Genomic DNA, 13,889 nt, shown 5'->3' with positions numbered 1-13,889 from the left:
TCCGGGAAGCGGGCCTTCGTCGTCGGCGGACGAATATCTGCCGCCGGATCGAGCAGCGAACGTCGCTTCCGGCACGCGGGTAGCATCCGGTGGTGTGGACGAGGCAACGGCCGGACTACTGGCACCGTTGACCGAGACGCGCCGCGCCCATTCCCTCGCAGTGGGGCGACGGATGGAAAGTGTCTCGCACCTGCTTCCCGCGCATCTGCGCGCGGACGCGATCACGGCGGCTTACCTGCACGATGTCGGCTACGGTTACCCGGATACCGGTTTCCATCCGATCGACGGGGCGCGACTGCTGCATTCGCTGGGCTATCCGGGCATTGTCTGCCATCTCGTCGCCTTCCACACCGCAGCGGAGACCGAGGCGCAAGTTCGCGGTCTGGATCCTGCTGTCTTCGAGCCCTTCAGGTTCGTGGAGGTGCCGGGTTTACCGGTCGCCGATGATTTCCTCTGGTGGGCGGATCTATCCACCGGCCCGAGCGGTGAGGACTACACCGTGGATCAGAGGCTCGCGGAGATATTGCAGCGATACGCGTCGGGAAGCATTGTCCACACTGCGATCTCGAAGGCTGAGCCACTGTTGAGATCGGCTGTTCAGCGAGTCGCTGGATCGATATAGGGCTCATCCCGGGCCAACGCCCAGTCGATCCGTTTTCGCTGACTGGGGTCCATCGGCAGCTCGCCGATCCGGTCCACCGGAACCCATTCGACCTGGGTGCTCTCGGAGCTGGAAGTCGGCGCACCCCCGGTGGGCTCGGCCCGATAGATCACAGTGAATTCCTGGCGCACTTCATCGTTGCTCGTGTAGTGGATGACATGGCTCGGGTCGGTGAAAATTCCGACCAGGCCGGTAAGGCTGATATCGATCCCGGTCTCTTCCAGCGTCTCGCGGACTGCGGTTCGGCTCAGCGACTCACCCGGATCGTGTGCCCCACCCGGCATGGACCAATTGCCGTTGTCCGATCGACATATCAGCAGGACGGTGTTCTCGCGGCGGACGAAGGCTCCCGCGCTCGGGCGCACGCTGTTCGCGGCCGGCGCCTCGGGGTCCTGGTGGTAATCGATTCGTCGTCCCATGAAGTCAGAGTAGAGCCGGGCGTCCTGTGGCCCATACCGCTTCGAACGATGACCGGTAGTAATCGAACAGGTGGCCACCGGGGACTCGCTGCAAGTGCTGGACAGGTGATTTGGCCGCGTACGCACCGTAACTGTGCGTATTGACCAGCATCGAGTCGTCGAATCGGTAGATACTGTTGTACAGCGGAGTGCGATGGGTTCGGATATCGACCATTGGTGACGACATGGTTTCCCGGAGGTATTCGAGAGTCGAGCGGCAGCGCTCAGGCAGCGATCGCAATCCTTCTTCACGCGCGCGGGCGATGACTTCGGGTGATTCGGCTTCACCGAGGAGAACCCTGATCTCGACGTGGGCTGCGGCTTTGGCTCGCACCACATTCACGAAGTCCAGTGATTCGACCAGGAAACCTCCGGCGTAGACCAGAACATCGATATGGTTCGCGGCTCGAAGCATGAGCGAGCGCCAGACATCATGCGGGACCGTCGGGCGGGTAGGCCAGATCTGGACTATCTCGGAAAGTGACGCTCTCGCCGCCCGATCCTCGGACAGGAGTTCCGGCCAGAGGTAGGTCTCGTCGCGGTCCAGCGCCCGAGCCACCGCAAGCCTGAGGCCCGGGTGCGGTCGGCGGTTCTGCGTAATCCACCGCTCGACTGTCTTGACGTTGACCTGGAGTTGCTCGGCGAGCGCGTACTTCGTGAGCCGAGCCGCGTCCATCGCACCTCGAAGGCGTTCGTTCGACATCACTTGATGGTGCTCGAAATGTCCCTCTGCGTCCTTGTTTTCGGGTTACGTCGTCCCTATATGTACCGGAACTCTGGGGTGAGCGAGTTGGCAGGTTTCGGTTCGCTGTCGAACAGTGTTTCAACGATGAGCCGACCTGCGGTACCTGTCCACAATTCCTATCGAGGGCTCGATGACAGATATGCACGCAGATCCCCTGGACGTCGATTCGAACGTTGTCGCACGCACCGGTGACAAGCGCCCGCCACTGCCGGTCCGCATCTCGTTCGGAAATCAGGCGATGGCGACAACCCTGCACCTGTGGAATGGAGCGGGAGGCGCCGATCGGGTCACCTTGGAAAGGGTAGCGGCGGGGCTCCGAAACCTGAATCCGCAGGTCATCTCCGATCATCCGCAGCGGGAGGTCGACGGCGTCATTGCGCGGTGGCGAGCGGCATCCGGCTCTGCTGGAAATGCTACGGATACGCGCACCGTGCGAAACGCAGGTGATAGGTCATGACAAGCGCAGATCGTGCTCCTGCGCTCGTATATATGCGCATCGATCTCAGCGGGCATGCGCGGAAGCTGGACGAGTGCCGGATGAGGCGGTTGGCCATCCGGTTCGGGTACGAATTGTGCGAGATGCTACTGGTCGACAGCACCTGGCCGCGGCGGCTGCTCCTTCTCGAAGATCGAGTCGGGGTGCACGCAGCGGAGGCGATCTTCGTTCCTACGGTCGATCATCTGGATGGACAGCTGGGTCGGATCGTGGCGCAGGCCGATGTGATCGAGCAGAGCGGTGAGACTTACGCGCGCTGGTCTCCGATCGCGCTCATGTTGGGTGATGTGTTGCTCGAGCGGTCTGTCGGATGCGCGCCCGAATCGCGTTCTGCCCGAGAAAAGTTTCACCTTTGAGGTGAAGGCGCGCGACGAGAACGAGATCGCCGGGGTCGGCGATCGACGTGCAGCTGATGGAGGCATGGGCGACGTCGGCCACCGAGCGGTGGCGGCTGGTCGAGGTCTCGGAGAAGGCCGAATAAGGTCGCTCTCCGGCTGGGAAGATCGTAAACGTAAGGCCCGCTTACCATTTCGTAAGGTCGGCCTTACTGCTTCATAGTTCTCTGAAGGAGACCGGAATGCCCGGCCATGTGTCGACGCCCCGGTCGCCACCCGGGATGCCGTAGAGCACATCATCCGGATTCGTGTTCGTCCGCTGGTTCCGCCACGAGACGACCAGTTCTCGCCTGCTCGGGCAGGTGTTGTGCCAGTGGATGGTGGTCGTCGGAGTGTTGCTTTCGGTCCACCACCACTCGATGCAGCTCGCCGTGCCTTCGTGCTTGTGCACCGCAGCTTCCGGCCCGCCTTGTGCGGAGCCCGCGAGCGACGCTATCGAGGCAGCAGCCGCCGCGAGGATCACTGCCAGCTTTCCTGTCGAGGTCATGTTCTGGATCCCTGTTGGTCGTGAACTCTCGCTGTGTATTCAGTTCTAGCGTCTTCCCTGGTCTGGAAAGTGCTGTCGCGTCGCGAATCCGTCTCCGCGACCGCTCCATCCGGTAGCACCGATCAGGTAGGTGTTCGAGGTCGAGAGTGGCGGCCGGGCTGTTCGGGACACCCGGGTGAAGAGATGCCGCGGCCGGATCGGTGGTTTGCTCCGACGAAGGGGTTATCCAGTCGCTCCGCGCCGGTAGTGCTCGCCCCATGATTCGAGCAACTCGGCTATCGGGCGCAGGCTCGCGCCCAGGTCGGTGAGGTCGTATTCCACCTTCGGTGGTACCTCGGCGTAGACGGTTCTGCGGATCAACCCGTCGGCTTCCAGTTCGCGGAGCTGGCGGGTGAGCATGCGCTGGGTGACCGAGGGTATGGCGCGGTGGAGTTCGCCGAAGCGCAGGGTGCCGTCGAAGAGATGGTTGACGATCGCCATCTTCCATTTGCCGCCGACCACTTCCATCGCCGCTTCGACGGTGCAGTAATCCGGTACGTCGTCGTGCACGTGACCTCCATAGGTATACAGAATGTGCCTACCGCACAGAAAAGACCGTACTTGTATCAAGAGCGGGTAGCGCGGAATCTGTTCCCGATCGAGTTTCCGGTGAGTGCGAGGAGTTTCCCGTGACCATCCATCCTGTTCTGTCCGAGGTGCGGATCGGCGCGCTGCGGTTGCGTAATCGTGCGGTGGTGGCGCCCATGTCGCGGGTCAGCACCGCGGGTGACGGTGTGCCCACGGCCGCCATGGCGGAGTACTACGCGCGGTTCGCCGCGGGGGGATTCGGGCTGATCACCACCGAGGGGACCTATATCGATGCGGAGTTCAGCCAGGCCTATCCCGACCAGCCCGGGATCGTGACCGGGCAGCAGATCGACGCCTGGCGGGCGGTCACCGACGAGGTGCATGCGGCGGGTGGGGCGATCGCGTTGCAGTTGATGCATGCCGGTGCGCTCGTACAGGGCAATCGTCACAGTGACCGGAGTATCGCGCCGTCGGCAGTCCGGCCGAAGGGCGTCAAGATGGCGGCCTACGGTGGTGAAGGTCCCTTCGGGTTGCCCGGAGCGGCCACCCTCGCGGATATCCGCCGGATCCTGGGTGGGTTCGCCGCGGCGGCGGAGCGGGCGCGGGTGGCCGGGTTCGACGCGGTGGAGATCCACGGGGCGAACGGGTATCTCGTCGACCAGTTCCTCACCGACTACACGAATAGCCGGGACGACGAGTACGGCGGTGATCCGGCCGGGCGGGTGCGGTTCGCGGTGGAGGTGGCCGGATCGGCGCGGGCGGCGGTGGGGCCGGAATTCCCGGTGGGGTTGCGGCTCTCGCAGACCAAGGTGAACGATTTCGGCTACCGGTGGTCCGGAGCCGCCGAAGCCGAGACGATCTTCCGCGCGGTCGCCGGGGCGGGGGTCGACTATCTGCACCTCGCGAGCGAGGGACGGGACTGGTACGAGACCGCCGTTCTGGACACCGGTGAGACCGTGACCCGGCTGGCGAGGTCGATCACCGGGCTTCCGGTGATCGCCAACGGGGGTATGCACGCACCCGATCTCGCGCGGAGGGTCCTCGGGGAAGGGCATGCGGATCTGGTGGCACTCGGCCGTGGCGCGCTCGCGAATCCGGATTGGCCGCGGGTGGTCGCCACGGACGCTCGGCCGGTCGACTTCGATCGCGCGATGCTCGAGCCCGCGGTGACGCTCGCCGGTCAGGCATCCTGGGAACGTGCGCACGGCGGCGATCGCCACGTGCTCCGATAGGAGGTGGCGACGATCGCGGAGGCGACGGGGTTCGCGCGGGCCCGGCTGGCGGCGGGGGCGTTGTTCGTGCGGGCGGGCGGCGGCGAAGTGCTGCTGGTGCACAAGACCTACGGCATCGGCTGGGACCTGCCGGGCGGATATGTGGAACCGGGCGAATCCCCGGTGCGGGCGTGCCGGCGAGAGGTCGCCGAGGAGCTCGGAATCGATTGTTCGCCCGGACTTCTGCTGGTGCACGACTGGGCGCCGAACCCGGGCGAGGGGGACAAGGTGCTGTATGTGTTCGACGGCGGGGAACTCGATGATCGCGGCATCGTGCTGCCGGACGCGGAGCTCGATCGGTGGGAATGGATCGCGGCGGATCGGCTGGGCAGCCGGGTCGTGCCGCGGCTGGGGCGCCGGTTGCGGTGGGCGCTGGCGGCCCGGCTGCGGGGAGCGTGCATATACCTCGAACACGGTGAGCCGGCGGTGGGAACGCAGGCGCCGGGTGCGGACTGCGGCCTGTGACGGATGTCGTATCCGGGTCTCGAAATGTGATATAGGGGAGGGCGGTTGACGAACCGGGGGCCCTCGAGGCTACGGTGTACGAGCTATGAGGGACGCTGCGACAACGATTTCGGGGGCCTGGCAGATCGAGGACGGCACAGCGGTAACCTTCCGCGATGCCGCGGTGGCCTGGGCGATGGCTGCCTACGAGGTGCTGGGCGAGACCGCCACAGAGTACGGGTGCTACGTCACCGTGCAGGAATTGGCCGACCGGGTGCAGGAGATGTCGGGGGTGCGTACCGACGCCCCGACCCGTACCTGGATGGACGCGATTCTGCGCAAGGTGGCGCGGCGCTGCCACAACGCGGGTGAGCCGCCGCTGACGGCGCTGTGCGTCAAACGCAATCTGAAGGTCGGCGACAGCTACAGATATGTGCTCGAACTGGCCGCGTTGCCCATCCCGGCCGATATCGAGACCCATGCCGCCTACGCCCGCTGGGCCTGCTACGCGGCCTACGGTGCGGATGTCCCGGCCGACGGTGGCACGCCGCCGCTGATCCCGCGCGGCGGGAGTGCCCGGCAGGCCGCGGCCGCCACCCGGCAGGCGGCGGCCAAATCGGATCCCGGGGCGCGCACCGTGGTGTGTTCCAGCTGTTTCATCCAGTTGCCGGCCACCGGGATCTGCGAGCACTGCTGACCCGGTGGGCCGGTGTGCTCACGCCAGCGTCGTATGCCAGAGCAACGCGGCGGTGAGGGCGCCGGCCCCGTTGACTGCCCAGTGCAGGGCGATGGGTGCCAGCAGGCTGCCGCTGCGGTGCCGTAGCCAGGTGAACACGACGGCGGCGGCCGCGGTGGCGGCGACGGCGATCAGCACACCGGCGATCTGCCCGAATGTCCCGCCGCCGATCAGATCGGACAGACCCCGGTTCCCGGCGGTGAGCCCCAGCGACGAGGCGATATGCCAGAGCCCGAACAGCAGTGATCCCGCCGCGAATACACCGCGGGCGCCCCATGCCCGATCCAGGGTGCCGTGCAGTACTCCGCGGAACGCGAGCTCCTCGGGGATCACGGTCTGCAGCGGGATCACGATCATCGAGGCGATGAGCGCGCCCGAGATGGTGGCGTAACGGTCGGCCAGGAAGAACGGGCGGGTCAGCGGTAGTGCGGCCCCGATGGCGACCGCCGCCAGCACCACCCCGACCGCGCCGATCGCGTACTTGGTCCCGGTCCGCCAATGACGGGGCGAGAGCCCCAGCTCCGCCCAGTGCAGACCGCGCCGGCGCATCAGCCCCAGCAGCACCAGGGCGGCGATCGGCACGCTCACGATGTTCGCCCACGCGGTGGTGAAATGCGCGATGAGATTGGTGCAGGTGAGCACCACCACGACCACCGCCACATCGGCATAGGCGTGGATTCTGTGGCGCGGAGCTGCTGTTTCCGCGGTAACCGGGTGGAGCATTGGGCCCAGTGTACGGATGGGTGCGGGGCGCTCGGCGCCGGTACGGAACCGGTACTCAGCGGGCCGGAGCCGGGCCGGTGGTCCCGGCCCAGCCCAGTGGGTCGGTCCAGGACTGGAGGGCGCGGGTGCTGTCGAAGCGTCTGTTCTCGCCGGTCACCGGGTCGGTGAAGGCGAGAGTGGCGGCGAGCAGTTGTAGCGGACGGCTGAAATCGTCGACGGGTTTATCGGTGATCACCGGATAGAAATCGTCGCCGAGAATGGGGATACCCAGCGAGTTCATGTGCAGGCGCAGCTGGTGGGTGCGGCCGGTCGCGGGATACAGCCGGTAGCGGGCGATATCGTCGCGCTGTTCGAGCAACTCCACCCGGGTGCGTGCGTTGGGTGTGCCGGGCACTTCCTGGGCGGCCAGGACGTGCTTCTCCTTGATGATGCGACTCTCCAGCGAGAGCGGGAAGACCAGGCCGCTCCGGTAGGCGGCGACGGCCTCGTATTCCTTGCGCACCTGCTGTCGCTGGAACAGCGTCTGGTACGCGCCGCGGCGGACCGGGTCGACGACGAACAGGACCAGACCGGCGGTGGCGCGGTCGAGCCGGTGCGCGGGGATCAGTTCCGGTAGGTCGAGTTCGCGACGGAGCCGCACCAGCGCGGTCTGCAGGATATGACTGCCGCGCGGAATGGTGGCCAGGAAATGTGGTTTGTCGACCACCAGGATGGTCTCGTCGCGGTAGACGATCGGCAGGTCGAAAGGTACCGGTTTCTCGTCGGGCAGGTCGCGATGGAACCAGACCGCCCCGCCCGGCACGTAGGGTGCGTCGGGCGCGAGCGGTCCGTCCAGGTCGACGATCTCACCCGCGCGCAGCATTTCGTCGATCCGGGCGGGGTCGACGCGGGGCAGCCGGTGGACCAGATGGTCGCGTACGGTCGCCCAGTGCGCCTCCTCGGGCAGCCGCAACCGGGCCGGGTCCAGCCCGAACCGTTTCGGCAGCGGCGGCTGCTGCCTTCTTCTCACCGTTCGGAGCTTAGTTCGCGCGAGGCGGAGCGCGTCCGGCCCGTACGCGCCGGGGTGACGGTGGTTACTTCCAGTAGCCCTGGGCTTTGATCTGCGTTTTCGGCAGCGCGTGGGTGGTCCGCAGGCTTTTCACGATGGCCCGGGTGCTGGCGGCATCGCAGGCGACCCAGGCGAAGGCGTCCGGCGCGACGGTGAGTTGTTCGGCCTGCTCGCGCATGCCGCGGCCGTCGTCGATGCGCTGGATCCAGGTGACCTCGTGCTGCGGTTTGTTGCGTACGGGCAGCTCGGTATCGGATTCGTACTGCCATTCCAGCCAGACCCGGGCCGGGACGTCGCCGATCGCCTCGAGCAGTGTGTTGACGGCGGGCAGCGAGGCGGAATCGCCGAAGACGACGTATTCGCCGGGCACGCTCGCGGGCAGTTCGAACTTGGAGCCGAGCACTGAGGTTTCGATCACATCGCCGACCCGGGCACGTTCGGCCCATTGGCTGGCCGGACCGCTGTGCACGGCGAATTCGATGTGGAAATGGTCGTTGTCGGGGTCCTGGTCGATCAGGGTGTAACCGCGGTGGTGCAGTTTGTCGGTATCGGCGTCGGGGATCCACAGGCGGATGAACTGGGTGGGGTGCACCGGATGGTCGGCGAGCAGACCCCCGGCGGTGAAGCCGATCCGAACGTAGTTGTCGGTGATCCGCTCCGTGGAGGTGACCGTCAGCCGGTAGTCGTCGGCCCGCCACACTTTCATGATCACGCCATTACTGCCTCTTCCCATGGAGGTTAGCTTAACCTAAGTTCTAATCGAGATGAGGGTTTCGCGGCGGGGTTCGAGGTGGCCGGGAATGGGCTCGGCTATCAAGTTAGCCTTACCTATATTTTTGCTCATCGCTGTGTGAGGATGAGTCGCGATCCAGCACAACGGCCGAAAGGCGAGGACATGACGGTGGAGGCCGCGCCGCTGACGGCGGTGGAAACGGGGAATCGGCCCCCGCGCGCACAGCAGAAGGCGCAGAAACAGCGGGAAGCGCAGGCGCGTAAGGAGATCCTGGCGCCGGTGAACGGGGTGCTCACGGCGGCGAGCCTGATCGTCGCGGTGGCCTCGATCGCCAATGTCGTACCGTTCGTGCTGATCGTGGAGGCGTGCCGGGAACTACTGGTCGACCGGGCCGACACCGATCGTGTATGGGCGCTGCTGTGGGCGGCGGTGATCGTGCTGATCGTGCGTGGAGTGCTCCAAGCCGTCGCGCTGACCTGGTCGCATCAGGTGGACGGCGGTTTCCAGCTGGCTGTCCGGCGTTCGCTCGCCGATAAACTCACCCGCGTTCCGCTGGGCTGGTTCGGCGAACGCACCTCGGGGGATGTGAAGAAGTACCTGCAGGACGACGTCGAAGCCCTGCACTATCTGGTGGCCCATGCCCGGCTGGATTTCGTCGGCGGTGTCGTCGTACCGGTGGTGACCCTGGTCTATCTGTTCGCCGTGGACTGGCGGCTCACGCTGGTGCTGCTGATTCCGCTGCTGGCCTACGGGATCGTGTTGAGCCGCATGATGGATCAGACCAGCCGGGACCGGCTCGCGGTGTACAACCGCTGGGAGCGCCGGGTGCAGGCGGCGACCATCGAATTCGTGGATGGTATCCAGGTGGTGCGGGCCTTCGGCCAGGCCGGTAAGGCCCACCACGAGTTCCAGGCCGCCGTGGACGGGCAGACCGCGGCGTTCACCCGCTGGAAGACTCCGATGATCCGGCTGCAGGCGATCGCCGACATCACGGTGGCTCCGGTCTTCGTGATGATCGTGATCGTGATCGCCGGACTGGGCGCGGTCGGGCTGGACTGGGCACAGCCGCTGGATCTACTGCCCTTCCTGCTGGTCGGGCTCGGTCTGGGGAGTTCGCTGCTCGGGCTGGGTTACGGCGGCGAGGCATTGCGGGCGGCCGGTGCGGCCGCGGTGCGGTTGTACGACCTGCAGCAGACCCCGGAACTCCGGGCTAGTGCCCCCGAGCGGGCGGGGGAGCGGGATCCCGGTGAACCCGGTCTCGTCCGGTTCGACGGTGTGTCCTTCGGATACCGCGACGACCACTCGGTGCTGCGCGATATCGACCTGGAACTGCGCCCGGGCACGCTCACCGCGCTCGTGGGACCCAGCGGTTCGGGAAAGTCGACGCTGGCCAAGCTGCTGCCCCGCTTCTACGACGTCGGTGCCGGGCGGATCACCATCGGCGGCCGCGATATCCGCGATTTCGGTGGTGACGAGCTGTACCGCACGGTCGGCTTCGTCTTCCAGGACGTACGGCTGATCCGCGGTTCCATTCGGGAGAACCTGTTGCTGGCCCGGCCCGGCGCGGACGATTCGGCGCTGGAGTCCGCGGCCCGGGCGGCGCAGATCCACGACCGCGTCATCGCGCTGCCTCGCGGCTACGATTCCGAGATCGGGGCGGACGCGATCCTGTCCGGCGGTGAGGCGCAACGGCTCTCGATCGCCCGGGCACTGCTGGCCGATACCCCGGTACTCGTCCTGGACGAGGCGACGGCCTTCGCCGATCCGGAATCGGAAGCCGCGGTACAGGACGCGCTGGCCCGGTTGGTGGCCGGGCGCACCGTACTGGTGATCGCGCACCGATTGCACACCATCACCGGGGTCGACCGGATCCTGGTGCTGGAGGACGGGGCCCTGGTGGAACAGGGCACGCACGCGCAGCTGAAGACCGCGGGCGGCACGTATCAGCGGTTGTGGGAGATCAACGAGGCCGCGGTGGGTGCGGTCGCGACGGTGGACAGCGGGGATATCCGATGATCAAGAAGTTGCTCGCGCTGGTTCCCGCCGAGTTCTCCCCGCTCACTCCGAAACTGTTCGCCGCGATCCTCGCCCAGGCACTGTGCCAGGCACTGGCCTATCTGCTGCTGGTGCCGGTACTGGAGGCGCTGTTCGGCGACGATCTACCGCGCGCGTGGTTCTGGGCACTGCTGATGCTGGTCGCGGTCGGCGCGGTGGCCGTGTTCGGTTATCTGCAGACGATTTTCGGGCTCCGGATCGCCATCGGTATGCAGCGTGGTCTGCAGACCCGTATCGGCGACCATCTCAACGCGCTGCCCCTGGGCTGGTTCGAAACCCACGGCGCCGGGCCGCTGTCGCGGTTGACGGTCGAGAACGTCCGTGAGATCCAGCAGGCGCTGGCCTATCTGGTCGCGAAGGTACTCAACAGCGTCGTGGTGCCGCTGGGTGTCGCGGTGGGGATGTTGTTCGTGGACTGGCGGATCTCGCTGGCCATGCTGCTGTCGGCCCCGGCGCTGCTCCTGGTCAACAGTCTCGCGGCGCGGTCGTATGCGGCCGCCGACGCCCGGGCGCACGCCGCCGCGGCCGAGGCGGATGCCCGGGTGGTGGAATTCGCCCAGGCCCAGCCTGTGCTGCGGTCGCTGGGCGCGGTGGGCGCGGGCAACCGCGCCCTCGATTCCGCGCTGGCCGAACAGAAGTCGGCCTCGACCCGCGTGCTGTTCGCGTCGGTGCCGGGGCTCATGGTCTTCGCGCTGTGTGTCCAGGCGGTATTCCTGGTCCTCGCCTATATCGTCGTGAACCGGGTGACCGGTGGCTCCCTCTCGGTACCGGCGGCGATCGCGCTCATCGCGGTCAGCGCGCGGTTCATCGAACCGCTCAACCTGGCGGCGCAACTGGGCAACGGGCTGCGCGGCGCGGCGGCCGCGGTCGATCGGCTGACCGGACTCCTGGACGAGCCGACGCTGCCGGAGGCGACGGAGCCGGTCGTCCCGGGACCGCCGCGGGTGGTGTTCGAGGAGGCCGGCTTTTCGTATCGGTCCGGTGACCCGGTGCTGTCCGGAATCACCTTCGAGGTGGCACCGGGTACCACCACGGCGGTGGTCGGTCCGAGCGGTGCGGGAAAGACCACACTGCTGCGCCTGGCTGCCCGTTTCTACGATGTGGACGCCGGCCGGGTGACCGTGGCCGGGCACGATGTGCGCGATCAGCCGTCGGAGATACTGCTCGGCCAGGTGTCGCCGGTGTTCCAGAACGTCTATCTGTTCAACCGGTCGGTGGCCGAGAACATCCGGATCGGCCGACTCGGCGCCACCGACGCGGAAGTACGCCGGGCCGCCGCGGCGGCGCGGGTGGACGAGATCGCGCAGCGGCTGCCCGACGGGTACGACTCCGCGGTGGGAGAAGGCGGATCACTGCTGTCCGGTGGTGAACGGCAACGGGTTTCGATCGCCCGCGCGTTGCTCAAGGACGCGCCGATCGTGCTGCTGGACGAGGCGACCAGTGCGCTGGACCCGCACAGCGAGGCGGCGGTGGTGCGCGGGATCCACGAGCTCACCAGAGGGAAGACGGTGATCGTGGTCGCACACCGGCTGGCCACCGTCGCGCATGCCGATCAGATCCTGTTCCTCGACGGCGGCCGGATCGTGGAACGCGGGACTCATACCGAACTGTTGGAGCTCGGCGGGCGTTACGCGGACTTCTGGAACGAGCGGTCGCGGGCCGGCGGCTGGCGCTTGGAACAGACTGTCGGATAAGCGATTCCGGGCGTACGGGGCCGGAACGGGCGCGGTGGGCATGTCTGCGGCGACCCGCCCGAACCGGTGTGTTAGCTTAGCCTAAGCAATTCTTCGAAGAAGCGGGGGGACGCGGTCTGGAGAATCGCACTCTCGCAATGTAAGGTGAGCCTAAGCTCAGGCGAGACAGTGGTTCGGCGGTGGCCGTACCGAGCAGTGAAGGAGGTCCGGTGTTCGATCCGTTCGTGGTCCCCGCCACCTCCGCTGCCCGTAGCAGGAGGTGACTGATGACCGTCGTCGACGATATCAGGAGTGTCGAACCGCTGGTCGCGACCGGCCCGACCACGGCCGAACGTGAGCGGATCCTGGGGGAGTGGGCCACGGGGGTCGAGCCCTACGATGTGTCCGCCCTGGTCACCGTGATCCGGCACGGCCATATGGTCCCCGGCGGCCGAGCGGCCGCCCGCTGCGCCGACGAGCAACTCACCTACGGCGATCTCTTCGACGGTCGCGACCGTTTCCGGGGCGTGCACCGTTCCTCGGCCGTCCCCACCGCTACCGGCGTCGCCACCCTGCTGGCCGAGTTCGTCACCGCCGCGCGAGTGGGCGTCGGCCGTTTCGGCAGCGACGGCTTGTTGCTGGGCGCCGACGCGCTCGCGGTGGCCGTAGCGGATCGTCGCGGTGTGGCCGCGGACCGTCGGCTGCGCCGATACGATCCGGCGGCCCGGCCCGCGGATGTCCGACTGCTCGCACTCCCGTGGGGCGATCCGCAGAACGCGGTGGACCTGCTGGCGGCGTGGTCGGCCGGTGCCTCCGTGGTGGTGCCGACCGAGACCCAGCGCCGGGATCCGGCACTGCTGGCCGGGCTCATCGAGAGCTGTGGGGTGACCCAGGTCGTCGCGGGTGCCGAACTGCCGGTACTGCTGATGGCCGAGGGTGTCGAGCGGTTGCCGACGGTGGCCCGCTGGGACCTCGTCGGAACCTACGGCGGCTCGGCGCTGGGTGAGGCCGTGCGCTGTCTGTCGCCGGACGCGGTGGCGACGGTCGCGTTCCATTCGACCGCCTACCTCGGGGCCGTATCGCGCGGTCCGCTCGCACCGGACGGCTGGACCAGGCCGGTGCCGGGGGCGAAAGTGCTACTGCTGGACGAGGGCCGGTTGGTTCCGCCCGGGGTGGTGGGCGATGTTCATGTGGGCGGGCGCGCTCTCGCCGCCGAACTGGCCGGGGGTCGCGACCGGGAACGCTTCGTGAACGATCCCTGTGAACTCGGTGCCCGGTTGTTCCGGACATCGCAGCGTGGGTGGTGGACCCCGGAGGGCCGGTTGATCATCGAATCGTGACGACGCCCGGCCGGGCGGGGGGGCGGCCCAAAAAAGTAATTCCAAACATGCTTAAAA

Annotated in this window: 16 protein-coding genes and 1 pseudogene; 10 read left to right on the top strand and 7 right to left on the bottom strand. The window is 67.0% G+C overall.

The window, feature by feature from the left end:
• Nucleotides 1-127: 127 nt before the first annotated feature.
• Nucleotides 128-622: an HD domain-containing protein gene (locus ACWEWT_RS23145; protein ID WP_452561868.1), complete on the top strand. Its 495-nt coding sequence runs from the start codon at nt 128-130 to the stop codon at nt 620-622.
• On the opposite strand, the gene ACWEWT_RS23140 is transcribed toward ACWEWT_RS23145, so the two are convergent.
• The gene (locus ACWEWT_RS23140; RefSeq protein WP_452561867.1) at nt 598-1,080 is read right to left on the bottom strand and encodes an NUDIX hydrolase; all 483 of its coding nucleotides are present in this window, start codon (nt 1,078-1,080) and stop codon (nt 598-600) included. The genes ACWEWT_RS23145 and ACWEWT_RS23140 overlap by 25 nt on opposite strands.
• A gap of 4 nt (nt 1,081-1,084) precedes the next feature.
• A complete protein-coding gene (locus ACWEWT_RS23135) occupies nt 1,085-1,822 on the bottom strand; it encodes a helix-turn-helix domain-containing protein (protein ID WP_452561865.1) in 738 nt (245 codons plus the stop codon).
• Nucleotides 1,823-1,994: 172 nt separating this feature from the next.
• Here ACWEWT_RS23135 and ACWEWT_RS23130 point away from each other — a divergent pair, with 172 nt between their 5' ends.
• The 3 genes and pseudogenes from ACWEWT_RS23130 to rpsQ all read left to right on the top strand — a co-directional run.
• Nucleotides 1,995-2,321, top strand: a complete 327-nt coding sequence (locus ACWEWT_RS23130; RefSeq protein WP_452561864.1) for a hypothetical protein — start codon at nt 1,995-1,997, stop codon at nt 2,319-2,321.
• Between the two features lie 32 nt (nt 2,322-2,353).
• A complete protein-coding gene (locus ACWEWT_RS23125) occupies nt 2,354-2,716 on the top strand; it encodes a hypothetical protein (RefSeq protein WP_452562001.1) in 363 nt (120 codons plus the stop codon).
• Nucleotides 2,709-2,841, top strand: a pseudogene (gene rpsQ, locus ACWEWT_RS23120) (30S ribosomal protein S17); the annotation flags it as partial. The gene ACWEWT_RS23125 and the pseudogene rpsQ, both read left to right, overlap by 8 nt.
• A gap of 71 nt (nt 2,842-2,912) precedes the next feature.
• Here rpsQ and ACWEWT_RS23115 read toward each other — a convergent pair.
• Both ACWEWT_RS23115 and ACWEWT_RS23110 read right to left on the bottom strand, forming a co-directional pair.
• Nucleotides 2,913-3,242, bottom strand: a complete 330-nt coding sequence (locus ACWEWT_RS23115) for a hypothetical protein (RefSeq protein WP_452561862.1) — start codon at nt 3,240-3,242, stop codon at nt 2,913-2,915.
• A gap of 222 nt (nt 3,243-3,464) precedes the next feature.
• A complete protein-coding gene (locus ACWEWT_RS23110; RefSeq protein ID WP_452561860.1) occupies nt 3,465-3,791 on the bottom strand; it encodes a winged helix-turn-helix transcriptional regulator in 327 nt (108 codons plus the stop codon).
• Nucleotides 3,792-3,910: 119 nt separating this feature from the next.
• Here ACWEWT_RS23110 and ACWEWT_RS23105 point away from each other — a divergent pair, with 119 nt between their 5' ends.
• From ACWEWT_RS23105 to ACWEWT_RS23095, 3 genes are all read left to right on the top strand, one after another.
• Complete coding sequence (locus ACWEWT_RS23105; RefSeq protein WP_452561858.1) at nt 3,911-5,041, top strand: oxidoreductase; 1,131 nt, start codon at nt 3,911-3,913, stop codon at nt 5,039-5,041.
• Nucleotides 5,042-5,044: 3 nt separating this feature from the next.
• Nucleotides 5,045-5,545 (top strand): NUDIX domain-containing protein, encoded by a 501-nt coding sequence (locus ACWEWT_RS23100; protein WP_452561856.1) that lies wholly within the window; start codon nt 5,045-5,047, stop codon nt 5,543-5,545.
• A gap of 85 nt (nt 5,546-5,630) precedes the next feature.
• Entirely contained in the window at nt 5,631-6,221 is a 591-nt protein-coding gene (locus ACWEWT_RS23095; RefSeq protein ID WP_452561854.1) for a hypothetical protein, read from the top strand.
• Nucleotides 6,222-6,239: 18 nt separating this feature from the next.
• On the opposite strand, the gene ACWEWT_RS23090 is transcribed toward ACWEWT_RS23095, so the two are convergent.
• The 3 genes from ACWEWT_RS23090 to ACWEWT_RS23080 all read right to left on the bottom strand — a co-directional run bounded on the left by ACWEWT_RS23090 (nt 6,240) and on the right by ACWEWT_RS23080 (nt 8,764).
• Nucleotides 6,240-6,983 (bottom strand): CPBP family intramembrane glutamic endopeptidase, encoded by a 744-nt coding sequence (locus tag ACWEWT_RS23090; protein WP_452561853.1) that lies wholly within the window; start codon nt 6,981-6,983, stop codon nt 6,240-6,242.
• Between the two features lie 55 nt (nt 6,984-7,038).
• Complete coding sequence (locus ACWEWT_RS23085) at nt 7,039-7,992, bottom strand: RluA family pseudouridine synthase (RefSeq protein WP_452561851.1); 954 nt, start codon at nt 7,990-7,992, stop codon at nt 7,039-7,041.
• A gap of 64 nt (nt 7,993-8,056) precedes the next feature.
• Nucleotides 8,057-8,764 (bottom strand): siderophore-interacting protein, encoded by a 708-nt coding sequence (locus ACWEWT_RS23080; protein ID WP_452561849.1) that lies wholly within the window; start codon nt 8,762-8,764, stop codon nt 8,057-8,059.
• 162 nt (nt 8,765-8,926) lie between these two features.
• Here ACWEWT_RS23080 and ACWEWT_RS23075 point away from each other — a divergent pair, with 162 nt between their 5' ends.
• The 3 genes from ACWEWT_RS23075 (at nt 8,927) to ACWEWT_RS23065 (ending at nt 13,832) form a co-directional block, all read left to right on the top strand.
• The gene (locus ACWEWT_RS23075) at nt 8,927-10,780 is read left to right on the top strand and encodes an ABC transporter ATP-binding protein (protein ID WP_452561848.1); all 1,854 of its coding nucleotides are present in this window, start codon (nt 8,927-8,929) and stop codon (nt 10,778-10,780) included.
• Nucleotides 10,777-12,513 carry an ABC transporter ATP-binding protein gene (locus ACWEWT_RS23070; RefSeq protein WP_452561847.1) on the top strand — a complete coding sequence of 579 codons (1,737 nt, stop codon included), beginning with the start codon at nt 10,777-10,779 and terminating at the stop codon, nt 12,511-12,513. Before ACWEWT_RS23075 ends, ACWEWT_RS23070 begins: the two co-directional genes overlap by 4 nt.
• 266 nt (nt 12,514-12,779) lie before the next feature.
• Nucleotides 12,780-13,832: an AMP-binding protein gene (locus ACWEWT_RS23065; RefSeq protein WP_452561845.1), complete on the top strand. Its 1,053-nt coding sequence runs from the start codon at nt 12,780-12,782 to the stop codon at nt 13,830-13,832.
• The last annotated feature ends 57 nt before the right edge of the window (nt 13,833-13,889 follow it).

The sequence above is a fragment of the Nocardia sp. NPDC003963 genome, assembly GCF_053605105.1.
This window is presented reverse-complemented; position numbering and strand designations above follow the sequence as displayed.